General features: G+C 44.8%; 14 protein-coding genes. 8 read left to right on the forward strand and 6 right to left on the reverse strand.

The annotated features are described in order from the left end of the window. Positions 1-1,016, forward strand: a 1,016-nt coding sequence (locus LFYK43_RS08040; protein WP_158609211.1) for a PTS sugar transporter subunit IIA, incomplete at its 5' end; no start/stop codon positions are given. Positions 1,017-1,093: 77 nt separating this feature from the next. Here the strand turns inward: LFYK43_RS08040 and LFYK43_RS08045 are convergent. From LFYK43_RS08045 to mnmE, 5 genes are all read right to left on the reverse strand, one after another. Further along, complete coding sequence (locus tag LFYK43_RS08045) at positions 1,094-1,807, reverse strand: glucosamine-6-phosphate deaminase (RefSeq protein ID WP_124977203.1); 714 nt, start codon at positions 1,805-1,807, stop codon at positions 1,094-1,096. 168 nt (positions 1,808-1,975) lie between these two features. Continuing rightward, positions 1,976-3,793: a glutamine--fructose-6-phosphate transaminase (isomerizing) gene (gene glmS / locus LFYK43_RS08050; RefSeq protein WP_124977205.1), complete on the reverse strand. Its 1,818-nt coding sequence runs from the start codon at positions 3,791-3,793 to the stop codon at positions 1,976-1,978. Between the two features lie 447 nt (positions 3,794-4,240). Then, complete coding sequence (adhE, locus tag LFYK43_RS08055) at positions 4,241-6,922, reverse strand: bifunctional acetaldehyde-CoA/alcohol dehydrogenase (RefSeq protein WP_124977207.1); 2,682 nt, start codon at positions 6,920-6,922, stop codon at positions 4,241-4,243. Between the two features lie 369 nt (positions 6,923-7,291). Beyond that, entirely contained in the window at positions 7,292-9,205 is a 1,914-nt protein-coding gene (gene mnmG, locus LFYK43_RS08060; RefSeq protein WP_124977209.1) for a tRNA uridine-5-carboxymethylaminomethyl(34) synthesis enzyme MnmG, read from the reverse strand. Positions 9,206-9,249: 44 nt separating this feature from the next. Continuing rightward, on the reverse strand, positions 9,250-10,644 hold the full coding sequence (gene mnmE, locus LFYK43_RS08065) for a tRNA uridine-5-carboxymethylaminomethyl(34) synthesis GTPase MnmE (protein WP_124977211.1): 1,395 nt from the start codon (positions 10,642-10,644) through the stop codon (positions 9,250-9,252). 573 nt (positions 10,645-11,217) lie between these two features. Here mnmE and LFYK43_RS08070 point away from each other — a divergent pair. The 5 genes from LFYK43_RS08070 (at position 11,218) to LFYK43_RS08090 (ending at position 17,729) form a co-directional block, all read left to right on the forward strand. Beyond that, positions 11,218-12,399 carry an aminotransferase class I/II-fold pyridoxal phosphate-dependent enzyme gene (locus LFYK43_RS08070; protein WP_124977213.1) on the forward strand — a complete coding sequence of 394 codons (1,182 nt, stop codon included), beginning with the start codon at positions 11,218-11,220 and terminating at the stop codon, positions 12,397-12,399. A 60-nt stretch (positions 12,400-12,459) separates the two neighbouring features. After that, on the forward strand, positions 12,460-13,464 hold the full coding sequence (locus LFYK43_RS08075) for a D-2-hydroxyacid dehydrogenase (RefSeq protein ID WP_124977215.1): 1,005 nt from the start codon (positions 12,460-12,462) through the stop codon (positions 13,462-13,464). 566 nt (positions 13,465-14,030) lie between these two features. After that, complete coding sequence (locus LFYK43_RS08080; protein ID WP_124977217.1) at positions 14,031-15,512, forward strand: MDR family MFS transporter; 1,482 nt, start codon at positions 14,031-14,033, stop codon at positions 15,510-15,512. 412 nt (positions 15,513-15,924) lie between these two features. After that, on the forward strand, positions 15,925-16,842 hold the full coding sequence (locus LFYK43_RS08085; RefSeq protein ID WP_124977219.1) for an osmoprotectant ABC transporter substrate-binding protein: 918 nt from the start codon (positions 15,925-15,927) through the stop codon (positions 16,840-16,842). A 128-nt stretch (positions 16,843-16,970) separates the two neighbouring features. Continuing rightward, on the forward strand, positions 16,971-17,729 hold the full coding sequence (locus LFYK43_RS08090) for a glucose 1-dehydrogenase (RefSeq protein ID WP_124977221.1): 759 nt from the start codon (positions 16,971-16,973) through the stop codon (positions 17,727-17,729). Between the two features lie 107 nt (positions 17,730-17,836). Here the strand turns inward: LFYK43_RS08090 and LFYK43_RS08095 are convergent, their stop codons facing one another. After that, positions 17,837-19,210 carry a sugar porter family MFS transporter gene (locus tag LFYK43_RS08095; RefSeq protein ID WP_124977223.1) on the reverse strand — a complete coding sequence of 458 codons (1,374 nt, stop codon included), beginning with the start codon at positions 19,208-19,210 and terminating at the stop codon, positions 17,837-17,839. Positions 19,211-19,480: 270 nt separating this feature from the next. Here LFYK43_RS08095 and LFYK43_RS08100 point away from each other — a divergent pair, with 270 nt between their 5' ends. Then, entirely contained in the window at positions 19,481-20,044 is a 564-nt protein-coding gene (locus LFYK43_RS08100; protein WP_124977225.1) for a TetR/AcrR family transcriptional regulator, read from the forward strand. Positions 20,045-20,058: 14 nt separating this feature from the next. Then, on the forward strand, positions 20,059-20,742 hold the full coding sequence (locus tag LFYK43_RS08105; RefSeq protein ID WP_124977226.1) for a DUF4097 family beta strand repeat-containing protein: 684 nt from the start codon (positions 20,059-20,061) through the stop codon (positions 20,740-20,742). The last annotated feature ends 31 nt before the right edge of the window (positions 20,743-20,773 follow it).

Below are 20,773 nucleotides of genomic sequence, written 5' to 3' on the forward strand. Positions count from 1 at the left end.
AACAACTGCCTAACGTCCAGATCGACACCCTACAGCGGAACAGCGACAATTACTCGCGCCTGTACCAGACGATCAAGGCTCAGTGGCAGGAAGTCTTTTTTGACAAGGAACTGACCGAGCCGGAAGTTCAGCTGCTCTTGCTGTATTTTGCCAATGAATACACCAACCGTTCCTACCAGCGCGGTTTACGAGCCTTAGTTGTCTGCGAAAACGGCTTTTCAACTTCGCAGATTTTAAAAAGCCGTTTGCTTAAAGAGGTCCCCGAGATCCAACAAATCGCAACTTCTAAAGTCAGTCAACTCGACCAGATCAACCCGCGGGAATATGATTTGATCCTCTCCACCCTTGAATTACCCGGCTTTCCGCGGGAATATCAGGTGGTCAGCCCGCTTCTACTGGAAAATGATGTCGCCAAGATCCGCAACTGGCTCAACTCTTATCAGAAAAAATTTACCGTAGATTCAGTTCCAACGGATACTAGAAAGACTGAACAACTTGCTGACCCGCAGATCCTGGCTCACAAGGCTGAGCAGATCACGCTCTACAACCGCATCGTGACATCTTGCTCAGTCACAAGTCTGCCTAATACCAGCGAAACATTATCAGAGTTGACTCAAGCAATCGTCGCTCAGATTTCAAATAAATATATCAGTCAGCCAGACTCAGTGATCTCTGGTCTGCTATCACGGGCTGAACTTGCCCCGATCGGGATCCCGGATACTAACCTGGCTCTCTTGCACACGAGTAATCAAGGAGTCAAGCAGCCTTTCTTTGCAATTTTTGAGTTAAGCTCTCCTTTAACACTGAGAGCAATGGACCAAGAACCAATTGCTGTTAAACGTCTAGTTGTCTTGCTGGCACCGGAAAAAATCAACCATCTAACCGAAAGTACACTCGGCATGATCTCAAGTCTAATGATCATGAATGATGAGAACACAGCTCTTTTTCAAACTGCTTCTACAAAGCAGCTGCGTTCTTTTTTGACTCAGAAATTCTTGGATGAGATTCGGAAATAAACTTTTCATCTGTAATTGAAGGTAAAAAAAGAGGGACCCGCCAATGGATGGCGAGCTCCTCTTTTTTAGACTACTTTTTAATATTTCTGAGTTAATTTGGAAGCTGCTGCTTCGTCGATCAAAACAACAACATCATCATGTTTTTGCAAGATACTTGCAGGCACGTCTTTTGTGACTGGGCCTTCGATCATTTTAGCAACAGCATCTGCCTTATCTTCACCGAAAGCTTCAAGCAAGATCTTCTTAGATTTCATGATCGAACCGATCCCCATTGAATAAGCTTGTTTAGGCACATCTTCGACATGTTCAAAGAAACGTGCATTAGCTTCAATTGTAGATTCTGTCAAATCAGCAACATGTGTTTCTAATTCAGTTGAAGTTCCTGGTTCGTTGAAGCCGATATGTGCATTGCGGCCAATACCAAGCAATTGCAAGTCAATTGGGTTGTCAGCAATGATCTTGTTGTAACGTACTGTTTCAGCTTCAGGATCTTCAGCCAAGCCATTTGGCAAATATGAGTTCTTGAATGGTTTCTTAGAGAAAAGATGTTCATTCATGAAGTACTTGTAGCTTTGATCGTTGTCTGGGCTGATACCAACGTATTCATCCAAGTTGATCGAAGTCGAGTTCGAGAAATCCAAGTCGCTCTTAACGATTTCTTCATAGGTTGTCACAGGAGTTGAACCTGTTGCCAAGCCGAATACCTTAGCCCCATTCTTGATTGCATCTGCAAAAACTTTATAGCCTTCAACGCCTGCTGCTTTTTGATCTTTAGTAATAATAACTTTCATTGTTGTTAACCTCCGCACTGTTTTATTGGTATAGTCCAATCATAATTGATATAGACCAATAATGCAAGTGCTAAGTCTCAATTTACTAAAATTTTTCTCAAGCAAAAAACTTGCCGCCCTGACTTACTTGGGGTGACAAGCTTTTTGCTTTAATTCAGGATAAAATTTCTATTCAACGGTCACGCTCTTGGCCAGATTACGCGGCTTATCAACGTCATAACCCCGTTCCTTACTTGTATAGTAGGCAAGCAGCTGTGCTGGAATGATCGCTGCCAGCGGAGTCAGCAGCTGGTGAACTGCCGGTAAGACGATCTGGTCATCTTCTTCAGCTAAGTTTTCCGAGACAATGTTGATCACGCTGGCGCCCCGTGAAATCACTTCCTGCTCATTACTGCGGGTTAATTCCGCAGTCTTCTGATCAGTGATGATCGCAATCACCGGTGTGTTTTCTTCGATCAGAGAAATCGTACCATGCTTCAATTCGCCTGAAGCAAAACCTTCAGTCTGAACGTAAGAAACTTCTTTGAGCTTCAATGAGGCTTCGATCGCTGTCTGATAGTCGATCCCACGGCCGATATAAAAGGCATTTCTTGTCGTCGACAAATGTGTGGCAGCCAGGTCTTCCACAATATCTTTTTGGTCAACTAAAGTTTGAATAGCATTAGCAGCCTTGGTCAATTCAAAAGCAGTGTCAAATTCCGCAGCAGCTGGAGTTACTTTAAGCATTCCCAGTCCCTTCGCTAGGATCGTCTCGGCGGCGATTTGAGCAGTGTAAGCCTTGGTCGAAGCAACCGCGATTTCAGGACCGGCATTTAGCAGCATCGTATAAGTTGCTTCCCGAGAAAGAGTCGAGTTAGGTACATTGGTGATCGTCAGGCTCTCATAGCCCAACTGGTTGACCTTCGCCAAAACTTCGCGGCTGTCTGCCGTTTCTCCGCTTTGAGTTAGGAAAATAAAGAAAGGTTTTTCCGATAGCAGCGGCATGTTATAGCCAAATTCCGATGCAATGTGGACTTCCGTTGGCACGGCAGCCAGTTTTTCAAAAATATTTTTGCCGACCAGACCAGCATTGTAACTTGTGCCGGCAGCGACGATATACAAACGGTCGGCTTGGTTCATGGCACTCATCAGCTTGTCATCAACTTCGATCTGACCATCCTGGGCGATGTAAGTTTGTTCCAAACCGCGGATCACGCCCGGCTGCTCGTCGATTTCTTTTAGCATAAAGAAATCATATGCACCTTTGTCAGAAGCAGTAGCATCGTCATCAACGTGGAACTGATGCCGGGTCACGCTTTGACCCTCAGCATCCTCGATCTCGACCTTGCTTGGTGTCACGGTTACGACATCGCCGTCAGTCAGCTCGATGAAGTCATGTGTTTCTGATAACATGACCATCGCATCGGAACAAACGACGTTAAAGTCGGCACCGACACCGATCAAGAGCGGGCTCTTCTTTTTAGCCACATACAAAGTGTTGGGCTGATCTTTATCCATCAATAGAAAAGCATAAGAGGAAGAATCATCGATCAGGTGCAGGACGTGCACAAAGGCCTCTTTACTAGACATGCCCTCTCCCACGAAACGGGCGATCAATTGTACGATCACTTCTGTATCTGTTTCACTGACAAAATCAACATCAGCCAGATATTCTTGTTTCAATTGCCGGAAGTTGCTGATCATCCCGTTATGTACCAGGTAGAAACGGCCGTCAGCGGAAACTTGCGGATGCGCGTTAGCTTGACTTGGAGCACCATGAGTTGCCCAGCGAGTATGTCCGATCCCAGTTGTTCCCTTGACTGCAGGGCCAACTGCAGCCTGCAAGTCTTCGATCCGACCCTTTTCCTTCACGAGATAACCGTTACCTTTTTGGTCATTCACGTAGATCCCAGCCGAATCATAACCACGATATTCCAGCTTCTTCAATCCCTTCAGCAAGATCTCCGTTGCATTTTCCCGACCCGTAACGCCAACAATTCCACACATAATTAAAGTCTCCTTTTCAGCTTAATTCAAGTATACCTTTTACTAAAGATTAAAATTGGTATATATCTATTTGAAGTTCTATATCAGTTAACAAAGCTAAAGATACAACTGTTTAAATTATTTGTCAATGCTAAATTTAGAATTGGTATGGTAATAATCCAAAATAAGCTGATGGTAGATTTGCTAACATGGGATCTTAGTAATTTTTTGTTGTGTGTTGACCCGAGTTCATTTTTTATTCTCGCCATACTTTGACTGCTGAGGCGTAGAATAACAGCTATTCTGCACCTCTTTGTTCAAAACAAGTGTAGTTTATCGTCTATTCTCACCCTCTTTTGTACTAACACGGTGAGTTTCATCCCCCTTGGGCACCGGCAAAAATTTGACCATAAAAATAGTGCTGATCAAGAAAGCTCATCAGCACTATTTATTCAAGTTATTTAATTTTTAAAACTGATCGATCAGCAGTTGCCGGATCTCATCCAAGCTAGGTTGGCGCGGATTGACAGCAGTACATTGATCGTTATAAACCAAATCAACAAGTTTGTCCAAGGAAGCATCAAATTGCTTCTTAGTAACACCGTTAGCTGACAGCGTTGGTGTCACACCGACCGCTTCCATCAGATCAGCGATCCGTTTGCACAAAGCTTCTACTAATTCAGCGTCATTCTTACCCGTGCAGCCGATATAACGTGCGATATCAGCATAGTCTTTTTGGGCAGTGTAAACTTCATAACGAGGGAACGGTGTCCGTTTAACATTACCGCTCACACCGTTGAAACGAACCACATGCTGCATTGCGATCGAGATCGCCAAACCATGCGGCAAACCGAACTCGCCGCCAGTCTTGTGGGCAAGTGAGTGGTTGATCCCCAAGAAGGCATTAGCAAAGGACATTCCGGCTAAGGCAGCAGCATAATGCATGTTGACGCGTGATTTTTCGGCACCCTTGGTCCGGTGTTCGATCCGGTAGTTATAAGAAGCTTCCAAGTTTTCAAAGACAAGCTTGATTGCTTCCAAAGCCCATGGCCGCGTGAATTCAGAGGACATTACAGAAACATATGATTCCAGGGCATGAGACAAAGTATCCAAACCAGATAAAGCAACCGTCCGTGCAGGCACAGTTAGTGCAAAGCGCGGATCAATGATCGCAACTTCTGGTGTCAATTCGTAGTCAGTCAATGGGTACTTCACGTGAGTTTCATCATCTGTGATAACCGCATAAGGTGTGACTTCAGAACCTGTCCCAGAAGTTGTCGGGATAGCTACCATCTTGGTGTGAGTCTGATGCTTGAAGGTCACGATCCGTTTTCTGATATCCATAAATTTCTGCTGCAATTTAATGAACAAAGCCTTGACCTTATCGTAGTCTTCCAAGAAGCCTTCTTCATCCAGAGAATATTCATAGATGTAACGTGCGATCTTAGATGCGTCCAAAGCAGAGCCCCCGCCGATTGCGATGATCGTGTCTGGTTTAAACTGCTGCATTTGTTTGGCAATTTCGATCGTTTGGCTCAGGGTCGGATCCGGGTTAACTGTCCCATAAAGTGAGATCTTAACTGGGTTCGGACGGATATTCAATTGGTCATAGACTTTGTCCACGAAACCAAATTGGACCATTCCAGGATCAGCAACAACGAAGACTTTTTCCAAGCCAGGCATTTCTTGCAGGTAGGTAACTGAGTCTTTTTCAAAGAAGATATCTTCTGGTAAACGAACCCATTGTGGACGGTTACGGCGTTTAGCGATCGTCTTGATATTGAGCAGGTCCTCAGTTGATAAGTTATGTGACAATGAATTATCCCCCCATGAACCTGTACCTAAGGTCAGACTAGCACGCATAGCATCAGTATAGATATCGCCAATTCCGCCCAAAGCATCAGGCTGGTTGACTAAGATCCGGGACACTTGTGTCCGGTTGGCAAATTCTTTAATGAATGGGTCAGCCTGTGTTCCGACTTGAATAGCTGCGTTATGCCCAGCGCCTTGGTAGTTGAGCAGTTCGCAGACGATCTGAACGCCTTCTTCACGGTCTTTAGCGCGGTAAACAGAAACCATTGGACAAAGTTTTTCAGACGAAAGTTTTTCACCGATATTTTTCCGATCGAGTTCAAACAGCAAAACATCTTTATCATCTGGCATCTTGATCCCAGCGTGATCAGCGATCCAATGAGCAGATTTACCAGCAATCTGGCCGTTAACACCATGCTTTTCGTTAAAGACATAATCAGCAAGCTGCTTGTAATCTTTCTTTGGTACCAGATAAGCTCCCCGGTCGATCATTTTTTGCAGCCATTCGTCATAGATAGAGTCTTCAACTACAGCGGAGTTTTCTGTCGCACAGATCATCCCATTATCAAAACGCTTGGAGAGCAGCAGATCTTCTACTGCGCGGTCAATTTTTGCCGTATGGTCAATGAAGACTGCACCGTTACCAGCACCAACACCCAAGGATGGATTACCGGAACTCAAAGCGGCGTTAACCATGCCAGGGCCGCCAGTTGCCAAGATCGTTGCGATGTTACGGTTTTTGATCAAAGCCGTGGTGTTTTCCAGGGATGATTGGTCGATCCATTGGATAATGTCTTTTGGAGCACCAGCTTTCACAGCTGCTTCATACATGATCTGAGCAGCGTGAGCAGAACATTTCTGGGCTTGCGGATGGAAAGAAAAGACGATCCCATTACGAGTTTTCATTGCCAATAATGACTTGAACATCACTGTTGAAGTCGGGTTAGTTGTCGGCACGATCCCAGCAATTACCCCCAGTGGAGCAGCAACTTTGATGCTGCCGTGGATCACATCATCTTCGATAATTCCGACAGTCTGGTCATTTTTAATTGTATGGTAAACATTTTCAGTTGCAAAACGGTTCTTGGTGTCTTTATCTTCAACGACCCCACGGTCTGTTTCTTCCACAGCTTCATGGGCGAGCATCAAGGATGCTTCCGAACCAGCCAAAGCCATCGCTGCGACAATTTTATCAACTTGTTCCTGAGTATAGTTGCTGTATTCCACCTGAGCTTTGACTGCTTTGCTAACTAATTCACTTGTATATTCGTTAGCTCTTTCCTGTGCATCGATCGGATCGATAGTCACGCTTTTCTTATTTTTAACTGTTGCTTTCATGCTGATCTCCTCCAACATAAATTCATTTGATTGTCTAAGTGAAATATTTCACTTATGATAATAACCTGTTTGTGCAAAAAATTCAAGGGTATTTAATAAAAATTTCACTAATTATTTTTGAAAGCGCTTTACTTTTGATCAACACAAAAGCCCGAGATAAAGGGATTTACTTGCCTACAATATATTTATTTAAATGGATAAGCTCAATTTCAGCTCTCCACGTTATTCTTATCTATCGCATAAATATTTTTCCGTATTGTTAACGTTTTCACTAAGACGAAATATCACTTTTGCCTTTTAAAATTAAATTGAAATAGCCGTCCCTCAAATCTCTTCAGGGGACGGCTAAGTTACAATATTTAATTTTTATTATGCACTAGTCTTGGCGATCTTGCCTTGTTCGATATAAACAGCCAAAATCGAAAGGTCAGCCGGGTTGACCCCACTGATCCGTCCAGCTTGCGCAAGGGTTTCTGGTTGGATCTTCGCTAATTTCTGTTGCGCCTCGGTCGCTAAGCCTTCAATAGCTGCATAGTCGATCCGGGCTGGGATCTTTTTGGCTTCCATCCGTTTCAGCTTGTCGACCTTTTGGAGGGATTTTTTAATATAACCCTCATACTTGAACTGGATCTCGATCTGCTCGATCCCCTGTCTGTCCAAAGCTTGAGCTGGCGCGGGAATAAACTGCAGCAGATCATTATAAGTCACATAGGGACGACGCAAGAAGTCGCTGGCTAAGATCCCATCCTTGAGTTCATGTTCCCCATGTTCCAGCAAATAGGCATTGACTTGGTCATTAGGCTTAATTCTGACGCTGGCTAAACGTGCCATCTCGGCGTTGATCAACTGTTTTTTTGCTTCAAATTGAGCGTAACGTTCATCTGAAACCAAGCCGATCCGATGTCCCAGCTCGGTCAAACGCAGATCAGCATTGTCATGGCGCAAGATCAGACGGTATTCAGCCCGGGAGGTCAACAAACGGTATGGCTCATTGGTACCCTTAGTTACTAAATCATCGACCATCACACCAATATAGGCATCGCTGCGCTTCAAGATAACCTCGTCTTCACCCAAAGCATGGCGCCCAGCATTGATCCCGGCTAAGATTCCTTGTCCAGCAGCTTCCTCGTAACCCGAAGTTCCATTGGTCTGACCAGCTGTGTAGAGACCAGAGATCAGCTTAGTCTCGAGTGTCGGCCGCAACTGGTAGGGAGCAACAACATCGTATTCGATCGCATACCCGGGACGCATCATTTCGGCATGCTCCAAGCCCGCGATCGAGTGGACAAATTCCTGCTGCACTTCTTCAGGCATTGACGTCGACAGGCCTTGCAAATAGTACTCATCGGTGCTGCGTCCTTCTGGTTCCAAGAAAAGCTGGTGGCGCGGTTTGTCAGCAAAGCGGACGATCTTATCTTCAATCGAAGGGCAATAACGCGGACCTACCCCTTCGATCACACCAGTAAACATTGGCGCGCGGTCCAAGTTGTCGTGAATGATCTGGTGTGTCGTTTGGTTAGTATACGTGAGCCAGCATGACATCTGATCAGCAGCTGCCAAATAATCTTCGTCCTTGGATTCATAGGAAAAATGATGAGGCAAAGCATCGCCCGGCTGTTCATCGGTCTTAGAATAGTCGATCGTATTGCCATCGACCCGGGGCGGAGTTCCGGTCTTGAAACGTTTGAGTTCAAAACCCAATTTTTCCAGATTACCTGACAGCTTCATGGAAGGCTGTGTGTTATTAGGACCAGAGGAATACATTAATTCCCCAATGATGATCTTACCGCGAGCAGCCGTTCCTGTGGTTAAAACAACAGCTTTAGCACTGTATCGAGCACCAGTATTAGTGATCACACCCTTGACTACACCGTCTTCCACGATCAGGTCATCGACGATCCCCTGACGCAAAGTTAAGTTTTCCTCTTCTTCCAAAGTGTGCTTCATTTCGATCGAATACTGGCGTTTGTCAGCCTGAGCCCTCAAGGCACGGACAGCCGGTCCTTTCCCAGTATTGAGCATGCGCATCTGGATGTAAGTTTTATCGATATTGCGGCCCATTTCACCGCCCAAAGCATCAACTTCACGAACCACGATCCCCTTGGCCGGTCCGCCGATCGAGGGGTTACATGGCATGAAAGCTACCATTTCTAAGTTAATGGTCATTAGCAAAGTCTTGTTACCCATCCGCGCAGCTGCTAAAGCTGCTTCGCATCCGGCATGACCCGCTCCGACAACGATCACATCGTAATCCTGACCAGCGTATTGTTTAATTTCCTGCATTTTATTTCTCTACTCCTGCTGATTATTTTTCTAAAGATCCTGATTTATTTGCCCAAACAGAATTGACTGAACAACTGATCTAACAATTCATCTTGGTATGAATCGCCGGTAACTTCGCCTAAATCATCCCAGGCATCAGTCATATCGACCTGACAGAGGTCAACCGGCATTCCGGCATCGATCCCGCGCAAAACCGCATCCAGAGAATCTTTAGCTCGGTGCAGCAAGGCAATATGGCGCGAGTTGGTCAGCATGACCGTTGTCTGAGAATTTTCGATCCCATTAAAGAACATCTTGGCGATTCGCTCTTCTAATTCATCTAAACCGTCGTTTTGTAAGACAGAAGTGCTGAGCAATTCGTCTGGTCCGACCAGCTGCTTGACCTCATTTAAGTTGATCTTAGTTTTCAGATCCGTTTTGTTTAAGATCACGAGACGCTTCTTGTCTTGCGTCAACGCTAGCAGTTTCCTGTCCTCGTCGGTCAACTCTTCGCTGGCATTTAGCAAGAGCATGACCAAGTCTGCTTGATTGATAGCTTTGCGCGAACGCTCTACCCCAATTTTTTCGACCTTATCTTCAGTTTCACGGATGCCTGCAGTGTCGATCAATTTCAGCGGCACGTTGCGGATATTAACGTATTCTTCAATGACATCCCGGGTGGTCCCGGCAACGTCGGTCACGATCGCTTTATCTTCGTGCAGCAAGTAGTTCAACAAGCTCGACTTGCCGACATTTGGCCGCCCAATAATTGCAGTAGCCAACCCTTCACGCATGATCTTGCCCTGGTTAGCGGTTTGAAGCAAATCTTCGATCCGCGTTTTAACCTCGGCAGCTTTTTCCTTCAGCAGCTTGGTGGTCAGAGTTTCAACATCATCGTATTCAGGATAATCGATGTTAACTTCAACTTGCGCCAAGACATCAAGGATATCCTGCCGTAAACTCTTGATCAATTTGGCCAAATTACCGTCCAATTGATTTAAGGCGATTTGCATTGAACGGTCAGTCTTAGCCCGGATCAAGTCCATTACCGACTCGGCCTGAGTTAAGTCGATCCGTCCGTGCAAGAAGGCGCGTTTCGTAAACTCGCCCGGTTCCGCTAAACGAGCACCATTTTGCAATAAGAGCTGCAAAATTTTATTAGTCGGCACGATCCCGCCATGACAGTTGATCTCAATAATATCTTCTCTAGTAAATGTTTTAGGCGCACGCATGACCGAAGCCATGACTTCATCAATTTCTTCGTTAGTTTCTGGATCAAAAATATGACCATAGTTGATCGTATGTGATGCGACCTCTGCTAAATTTTTGCCTTTAAAAACCTTGGCTGCAACTTGCAGTGCTTCCTCACCGCTCATGCGGACGATGGAGATCGCTCCTTCACCAGGAGGCGTCGAAATCGCGGCAATTGTATCAAATTCTGTTGTCTGCATGACTGTCATTTTTAAAATAGCCCTCCTTAGGACACAAAAAAAGCGCCACTCCACGCCAAATAAAAGGTGTGGACAAAGCACTTTGACTACTTTATCTCGTTAAGATAAGAATGATTACTTACAATATACGAGCAAAAAATTTAAAAGTCAAGCGCAATATTAAGGAAGAAACAATAGACGAGGTGTGCCAAAATCATTTGCTGAAACCGGGGAAATTAATTAAAATATTTTAAATTACGCAAAGGGGTTGACAGGCGTTAGATGATTAGAGTACAGTGAGAGTATTCTTACAAAACCAGGAGCGATTATTCATGAAATTAGCTAAACAACATTCGAATAATTGGTATTACAACTTTTATTTCTTTAGATAGTGTTTGCATCTTAACGCCAGGTGCAAACACGTCACGCATGTTTGTACCTGCAGGAAATAAAAGCTAGTTAACTTGGCTTTAATTAGACCTTGCAGGTTAGAAGCTGATCTGCAAGGGAGAAACTTTAGTTGAAATTCAACGACTCTCTTGGATCGGATTCGATCGGGAGGGTCTTTTTTTGAATAAAAATTACTGAAGGAGTGTGCTGCAAATGGAAATGACAAACTATCTGAACAAGCAACTGGGAGGGCTCAAAAGTTCTGCAATTTTAGCCTTCTCACAGTACGCACAAGAAATCCCAGGCTGTGTTAACTTTACGCTTGGCGAACCTGACTTTAATACTCCGGATCACATTAAAGAAGCTGCGATCCGCAGCATCAATGAAAACCATTCACACTATGCCCCTTCCAATGGGACCGAGGAATTACGCCAGAATGCCTCGGAGTTTTTGGCCAAAAAGTACGGTCAGCAGTATAGCGCAGATGAAGTGATCGTCACAGCCGGCGCGACCGAAGCGATCTACACAGCCGTTTTATCGGTTTTAAATCCAGGTGACAAGGTGATCATTCCAACTCCAACTTTCCCTTTATACATTGCCGATGTTTCCCTGGCAGGCGGACAGCCGATCCTAGTAGACACTTCTGCGACTAACTTCAAATTGACACCTGAGCTGTTAGACCAGACTTTAACTAAGGAAGGTCCTCAGGTCAAAATGTTGATCTTAAATTATCCCGGCAACCCAACTGGAGCAACGTATTCGCAAGCCGAGCTGGATGCCTTAGCAGATGTTTTGCGGGGCAAACCAATTTTTGCAGTCTGCGATGAGATCTACAGCGAACTCAACTATGATCAACCGCACGCTTCTTTGACGAAGAGCCTGCGCGAACAAACTATCTTGATCACCGGGGTTTCTAAATCCCATGCCATGACTGGCTGGAGGATCGGTCTTTTATGTGCCCCGCAGGATCTCGCAGCTGAATTAAGCAAGATCCACCAGTTTACGATCACCAGCACTGCCACTGTCACCCAAGATGCCGCCGCGGAAGCTCTGGGCAACGGTCAAGACGATGCAACACCAATGAGAGAAGAATACCGGCAACGGCGCGATTATATTTTAAGTGTCTTAAACGAACTTGGATTCCAAACAGCCAAGCCCAGCGGCGCATTTTACATTTACACTAAAATTCCCGCTGATTTGGAACAAGATGATGTCAAATTTGCCTATGACCTCGCCGACAACGGTCATGTCGCAGCAGTCCCCGGCTCATATTTTGGTCCTGGCGGTGCCCACTACCTGCGTCTCAGTTATGCCACCGGCATGGCAGAAATCAAGCGCGGCATGCAGTTATTAGAAAAATATGTTGCAAAACACCGCGCTGCAGTTCAAGCCTAAAAGAATAGCTGATCATTCAAATGAATAGTGTTACCAAGGCATAAGAAAGGAAGCTTTACCATGAAAATTTTGATCTTAAGTGTCCGTCCTGATGAACAAACCGCAATCAACGCCTGGAAAGACCGGCATCCTGATGTCTCAGTGACCTCAGCTGAGTGGGAACTGCACTCTGACACTGTTGATCAAGTCGAAGGTTATGCTGGCATTGTGATCCAGCAGCGCAGTCTGATCGAAGATGATGTTTACCCGCGGTTACATGAGTTAGGCATTAAACAGATCACGACCCGCACCGCTGGGTTCGACGTGATCAACTTAAAAGCTGCAGCAGCAAACGGCTTAGCTGTCAGCAATGTTCCAGCCTACTCGCCCCGCTCAGTCGCAGAACTTGCTTTGACCCACACCCTGCGCTTGATCAGAAAACAAGAATTAGTTGACCAACGTGTCCACAATCAGGATTTCCGCTGGAACGGACTTCAAGGTGCCGAGATCCATTCACTGACCATCGGGATCATTGGTGCCGGTCGGATCGGCGGGACCGCAGCTCGTTTGTTTGATGCCTTAGGTGCCAAAGTAATTGCCAACGATATCAAACCTAACCATGAATTAGACGATGTGTTAACTTTCAAGTCACTGGAAGAAGTCCTTAAGCAAGCCGATGTGATCTGCTTACACGTTGATTTGAACGAGACTTCCAAAAACTTGATCGACGCCCATGCCTTGTCGCTGATGAAACCAACAGCCTACTTAGTCAACGAATGCCGGGGACCAGTTGTTGATACTAAAGCTTTGTTGGCAGCATTAAAGGAAGGCCGTTTGGCGGGGGCAGCTCTTGACACGTTGGTTGGCGAAGAGAAATTCTTCAACTTCGATCTGCGGGGCAAAGAGTTGCCAAGTGCAGATTTGATTGGATTACGCAAATTAGACAATGTGATCATTACACCCCACGTTGGCTTTTACACCAATATCGCAGTCCAAAATATGATCGACATCAGTTTAGACGATACCTTAGCGATTATTTCTGGAGTAGAATGCGAACACGTCGTGCAACAAGCGGCTCAAGCTTAATAAATTTTCCTAACTTCACTAGGATCCTTGCTGATAATTCAAGCTCTGTTCCTCTGTAGATTGCACCGCAAATCAAATTAAGATAACCAAAATAATAGAGATCAAAGTTTCAGGACACTGGGACAAACCTAAGGGTTTATCTGATGGCTGGGATGTGGATACAAGTTTGTCAAAGTAGTATCCAGAAATCACCGTTGTGGATACAAGTCAGGCAAAGTAGTATCCAGAAATCACCGTTGTGGATACAAGTCGGGCAAAGTAGTATCCAGAAATCGGCATTGTGGATACAAGTCTGCCGAAGTTGTTCAAACATAAAAACACCACCAGATTTCCAAAAAAATGAAATGCTCCATAATTGTTAGGCATAGAAACTAACAATTATGGAGTATTTTGTAGGATCAAAGAATTTTTTGTTCCACTTGCAAAATTTTTTAAAAGATAGCCGTGCTCTTATCATCAACCTATTTTTCAATCTAACCTTGCCTGACCTCTTTAAATTAGAAATTCTACATTCAAATATGCTAAGATATTATGTTTGATAAATTTAAGAATTAGGGGTTTGTACTTTGAAATCACAGAACAAAACTAATACGGGGATCGTTACCTTTGCGCTATTCATTGCCACATTCATGAGCGCGGTTGAAGGGACGATTGTTTCGACCGCGATGCCAACGATTGTCGGCGACCTCCAGGGGATCTCGCTGATGAACTGGGTCTTTTCGATCTTCTTACTGACTAATACACTAGCAACTCCAGTCTACGGTAAATTAATCGATGACTTAGGCCGCAAACCAGTCTTTATTGCTGGTCTTTTGATTTTTTTGGCAGGCTCAATGCTTAGCGGACTTTCCACCAGTATGCCAGAATTGATCGTCTGGCGAGCCGTTCAAGGAATCGGAGCTGGTGCGATCTTACCGATCTCTAATACGATCATCGCGGACATTTATCCGCCGGACAAACGAGCTCAAATCATGGGACTCAATAACTCTGCCTGGGGGATCGCCTCAGTGGCAGCCCCCTTGCTGGGAGGACTGATCGTTGATAATTTTAGCTGGAAATGGGTCTTTTTCATCAATGTACCGATCGGCTTGATTTCAATTTTATTGATTTTTTTCTTCTTAAGGGAAGATCAACACTTTGCTCACGCTAAATTGGATGTTTGGGGAATTGTCTGGCTCTCGCTAACCATCGGCGGGCTTTTATACGGGATGGAAGTCCTCAATCAGCCGCAGATCAACTGGTTGGCCGCTTTAAGCATTTTTGCAATTGCACTTCTTGGCGGCTTGTTATTTGTCCGTCAGGAAAGACGGGCTGCAGACCCAATCATTCTCTTGGATCTCTTCAAAAATCGGACCTTTGTGATCCAGAACTTCGCCGCAGCAATGCTTTCGATTTTCTTGATCGCCTTTGATGTCTATGTTCCTTCCTGGACTCAAGGTTTGCTGGGACTGCCGGCGACGGTTGCCGGCTTTGCCACTACGCCTAGTTCGGTCCTGTGGATCTTTGGGTCCTTTATTGCCGGGATCTTGCTGAGCAAGCTGCCTCCCCGTCAAATCTTGATGATCGGAATGGGATTGCTGACCGTGGCTGGCTCTGTCTTTATCTTTTTGCCAGTCAACACACCGATTTTTGTCTTCCTAGCAGTCGGAGTCTTTCTAGGCACCGGTTTTGGGATTACCGTTACGAGCTCGACCATCGTTTCGCAAAGTATCGTTGCCCCTGAGAATGTCGGAATGGCAACCTCTTTTAATACCCTGGTCCGGACTCTTTCTCAGAGCATCTCGATCTCAGCTTTCGGGATCGTCATGAACCGCTCCTTGCTGGCAGGCATCGACGCTCATCCTACGGCTCACATTACGGTGGATATGTTTAACAAAATGATCAACCCGCATACGGTCGATGATTTGCCTGACAAATTGATCCCATTAATGCACCAGATCTACCACCAAGGTCTCCACAACATCTTCACGATCGCAGTCGGCTGCATGGCCCTGGCTTTCGTGTTCAACTTGGTAAAACAAAAAAATTACCGGATCAACAATCAATAGTGATCTTAACAAGGACTAGCTTAATCGCTGGTCCTTTTTATTAATCATTCATTAGTAACAGCTAATTTTCAACAATGATAGTTCACGCTAAAATTCAAATTTAACTATAAATATTTCGGTTTTTTTGCCAGAGCCAAACTTTTTTGCTTTAAATTAAAGCTAAATTATAATAGCTTTATTTACTGGAAATATCTTGTCAGATGTTTTATAGTCATAAACGTAACTATGGACAGCCAAACTCGTATTTTGGCAACATTTTTCAGTCCAGAAAGACCAGGTGAGAACAAACGACAATTAAGTAGAGTCAAGGAGCAAAGAATAGTTAGGCCAGTTAAATTCGCCTAGGCATTTTGCTGCTCTTTTCACAGTCGTCGTCGCTTCTCGAAAGTCAAAAAAGGTCTGTTTTTATAATATGCATAAAAAAGCTTCTCAGCTTTTAATCAGTTTACTATGTCTTGTTTTTCTGGTCAGTGGTTGCAGCCTTCCTGGATTACCGGATACCAAAACCAATGCCATCAGGATCGCTTCTGATTCAACCACTGAAACACAAATTTTAGCCAATATCATCGCTCAGTTGATCAAACACGAAACAAAATCTGACGCAACGATCCTCAATAACTTGGGGACCGGAACTATGCCGCATAAAGCCTTGCAGCGTGACAATGCAGATGTCATCGCAGCTAGTTATAGCGGAACCGATCTGACTGGGATCTTAGCTCAGCCAGCGGTCAAAAACCCGGCTCGGGCTACGAAGATCGTCAATACACAATTGGCTAAAAGGTTCGGTGAGATCCGTTTTCCGTCCTACGGCTTTTCGGACACTTACGCATTTATGGTCACTCAAGCGACCGCCAAAAAATACGGCTTGAAGAAGATCTCTGATCTTGCTAAAGTTGCACCCAAAATGAAAGCTGGGGTCGACACCTCCTGGATGAACCGGCCCGGGGATGGCTACCAAGATTTTACAAAGTTCTACCGGTTCAAATTTAAGCGGGTCTATCCAATGCAGATCGGACTCGTCTATGACGCTGTATCGGTTGGCAAGATGGCCTCTGTCCTCGGTTATTCAACCGATGGCAGGATCCGCAGCTACAACTTAAAAGTTTTACAGGATGATCAGCACTTCTTCCCGCCTTACAATGCGTCCCCAGTCGCAACTCGTAAGATTTTGCGGCAACATCCCGAGCTTAAACCGCTCCTGCATCGTTTGGATGGCAAAATCAACGTTAAAACAATGCAAAAATTAAACTATCAGGTCGATAATAATAACATTGAGCCTGAACTCGTCGCGAAAAGATTTTTACAACAGCACAATTATTTCCGCGAATAAGTAAAGACGCCTTCAGCAAATTATGGCTGAAGGTTTTTTATTAAGATTTTTTGAAAGCGCTTTATATACTTTTTGGTCTATTCTATAATAGATAGTGTAATACATCACAAGGAAAAGAGGATATTTTTATGGGACGTTTAGATAACAAAGTAGCAATCGTAACTGGTGCAGGTTCTGGTATGGGCAAGGCCATCGCTGCAGAATACGCTCAAGAAGGAGCCAAGGTCATTTTAGCTGATATTAACCAAGAGACGCTTGAGGCCGTGGCAGAGGAAATTAAGGCAGCCGGTGGAAAGGCAACGATCAGTGTCACCAACATTGCCAACGAAGACGACATCAATGCCATGGTCGCTTTAGCAACAGACACTTACGGCAGTCTCGATATTTTAGTCAATAATGCAGGGATCATGGATAACTTCACTACTGTGGGCAATGTCAGCAATGAATTATATGACAAAGTCATCGCCATCAACCTAACTGGCCCATTCAAAGCTGCCCGCGCAGCGATCAACGTCATGGAAAAACAAGAAAACGGCGGTGTGATCGTCAATAACGCTTCCGTTGGCGGTTTATTCGGCGCTCGCGGCGGTGCTGTCTATGCCATTTCTAAGCATGGCTTGATCGGTTTAACTAAAAATATCGCTGCCACCTATGGTCGATTTGGCAAGATCCGTGCCAATGCGATCGCACCAGGTGGTGTTAAGACTAATATCCAAAGCACGATCACAGCTGTTGATCCGTTGGGCGGACAAGCACTGCAAGCTGCCGGTGAGAGCCCGTTAGGCGAACCAAGTGATATTGCACATCTAGCAACATTCTTGGCCTCTGATGAATCTAGTTTCATCGACGGCGATGTGATCAAAGCCGATGGCGGCTGGACGGTTTAAACTACCTTTATAAAACATCAACCTAAATCGTAAAAATGCGTCGCCTCAGTGTTTTAGTCTTCTGGGGCGACGCATTTTCTGTCTGTTTTTATCAGGAAAATTCTTGCTTATTGCCTTTTAGCTGCCTGATACTTCTCCGCTAGTTTAGTTGTCTCCAAAATCAAGGCTGTCAAAATCAGGGAAAGAATGTTAGTTAACGCAAAAATTGCAAAGACATTTGCCACACCCCATGCACTCAGCATGATCGGGAAAATCAAACTGACAACAAAGTTAGTGACCCACGAAACCATTGTAGCAAGCGCCATGAAATTTGCTTTAACATGAGAGGGAAAAATTTCCGACATCATCAGCCAGGTGATCGGGCTAACAACGCCCTGTTGAGTAGCCAAAAATAGCATTAGCAAAAGCAGCACGACAATATTGACAAATGTCTGCTGGCCCCAGTTGACATGCATAACTGTAAACAGCAAAGTCAAACAGACCGCATTACCAGTCAAGCCCCCCAGCAAGAGCCGCTGGTGTTTAAATCTCGTACTGAGTCTCGTCCCTGCAATTGCAGCAATCGATGAAGCCAAACCGATCAGGATATTCCCGTAAAGTGAGGAATTCTGCCCCATCCCAACTTTTTCCAATAAAATCGTCCCATAATACATTGCCACATTGACTCCGGAGATCTGCTGAATAAAACCAATTAGTGCCCCCGCACCAAGTAAGTAAACGAGCGGCTTGTTGGCAAAAACTTCTCTCCAGGAAATTTTTGTGCCCCGCTCCTTAGTTTCATCTTGAACTTGCCGTTTCACTCTCCGCTGTTCTTCTACAGAAAATTCTAACGAGTGCAAAATCTGCTGTGCCTGCTCCTTTTTGCCTTGCAACAAAGACCAGATCGGACTATCAGGCAGCTTAGCAGTTCCAATCAGCAAAACAATTGCCGGGGCTGCTGCCATCAAGATCATTAGCCGCCACACCGGATGCCAGCCTGACAAAGTCGTGCCCAGAATAGCGTTAACGATGAAGGCCAGCAACTGGCCGACAACGATTGCGATCGCGTTCCGATTGACATTGCCTGTCCTTGATCCTACTGGGGAAAGTTCACTCAGATACATCGGCGATAAGTCAGAGGCACTGCCGACCGACAGCCCTAAAATGAAGCGAAATAAAACCAGCACAGATGCATTCGGTGCTGCCGCACAGCCTAGGGTCGTGACAACAAATAAAAGCGCGATCCATTGCAGCAAAGTACGCCGACCATACCGATCAGCTAATCTGCCGCTCAAAGCTGCACCTACAGTACAACCCAAAACCAGCGAGCTGGATACGACACCTTGCATCGTCGCTGACAGATCAAATTGATCCGGTAAGCTTAGAAATGACAGAGCTCCATTGATCACCCCGGTGTCATAACCAAAAAGAAAACCTCCCAATGCAATAATATAAGCACTAATATTTAAAGAAAAATATTTATTTTCCGCTTTGTCTCTCATTCAATCGCCTCCATTGACATTTCCGCTTCCCGACTGTTCAGCTGAATCTCAACGTTCTCGTGAATTTGAGGACTCCTTTCTCTTATTCAAATCTCCCAACTTAATGTTAATAATTTAATTTTAGAATAAGTGATAACTTATGTCTAATATAACGCTAACTACATTTGACACAACAAGCAAAATAGTTTACAGCTCAGACTTGCATTATTTAGTAAGTTCATATATTATGAATGAACAAAACAAAATATTCATTCATAAAGAGGTGATACTTTGGATCAAGAACAACTATTAGAAGCAGCTCGGACTACCTTTTCGCACCTTGGCTATAAGCAGACCAACGTCGCTAAAATCACTCAGACGGCTGGGATCGCGACCGGCTCGTTCTACAAATTTTTTCCTTCAAAAGAAGCCATCTTCCTTAAACTTTTTGATCAAGAAAACGAAGCCTTGCGCACGAACCTAATCAAGAAGCTCGGGCAAGAGGCTGATCTAGTCCATGGCACAGACTTAATTTTAAGTGTCATTTTTGAACGCGTCAGAGCTAACAAAATTTTACTGGAATGGTACAAACCGGCGATTGGCGCTAAACTGCACGCCATTTATGCGAAACGAATCGCTAACGATAATTACTTTTTTATGACTTTTACCACCGAATGGCTGGCTGCCCGAATTTCTGAGTTAAATCTAACTGCTCAGCAGCAAGAACAGATCCACGAATTGCTCGCTTTTATCGAGGTGATCGACAATCATTTGACAGTCGCAGAATTCGAGACTCATTCTAAAACTTTAAAAGCCATGGTCCGTGCTCAATTGCAAGCGATCTTGGCGAGTTAAACAGGAGGAAAAGGATGAAGAAAATGTTACTTTGGACCATTGGAATTGTCGTTGTTGTGTTACTCATAGCTGGAGGCTTTGCTGTTTTTCTCATGCAAACTGGCCGACGGTTCGACTTTAATACCCAAAAGATGCAGGATCTAACCACTCAAGAAATAGCAATCAAAGACACAACACAAAGCATCGACTTGAATTTACGCACAGCCAAGATCAATGTCCAAGCAGGAAAACATGCTTTATTAAAAATCAAGGATGCTGGCAAAAACGAATTAGAAGTCACTCAAAATACAAAAACACTCTCGCTCAGTCAAGCAAATGCTTTAAAACATCATTTGGAAATCGGCAAAACACCAGAGATTACACTGACCGTCCCAGCAAACCAATTGTCTAAAATCAGCGGCGAACTATTAAATGGCACTGTGAAGATCCAAGACCTCAGGCTCCAAAGCTTGCAGCTGCACCATCACAACGGTACTACAAGAATCAAGAATACAAGACTAGCTCAAAACAGCACCTTGACTAAGGATAACGGTGCCACTGACTTAGATGGTCTAGCAGTGCCAGGTCTAAATATCACTGTCAAAACCGGCCAGATCACAGTCCACGATAAGAAATTAGGCGGCAAAAAGGAATTCGTCTCCGGGCAGCGACCGCGCTTCAATATCCGTTCCGGTTCGGGCCAGGTCAAAATCAACTAATTCAGACCATGTTGCTTTTTCTCACCCGTTA

This window comes from Ligilactobacillus salitolerans (genome assembly GCF_003864415.1).
Lineage (GTDB): Bacteria > Bacillota > Bacilli > Lactobacillales > Lactobacillaceae > Ligilactobacillus > Ligilactobacillus salitolerans.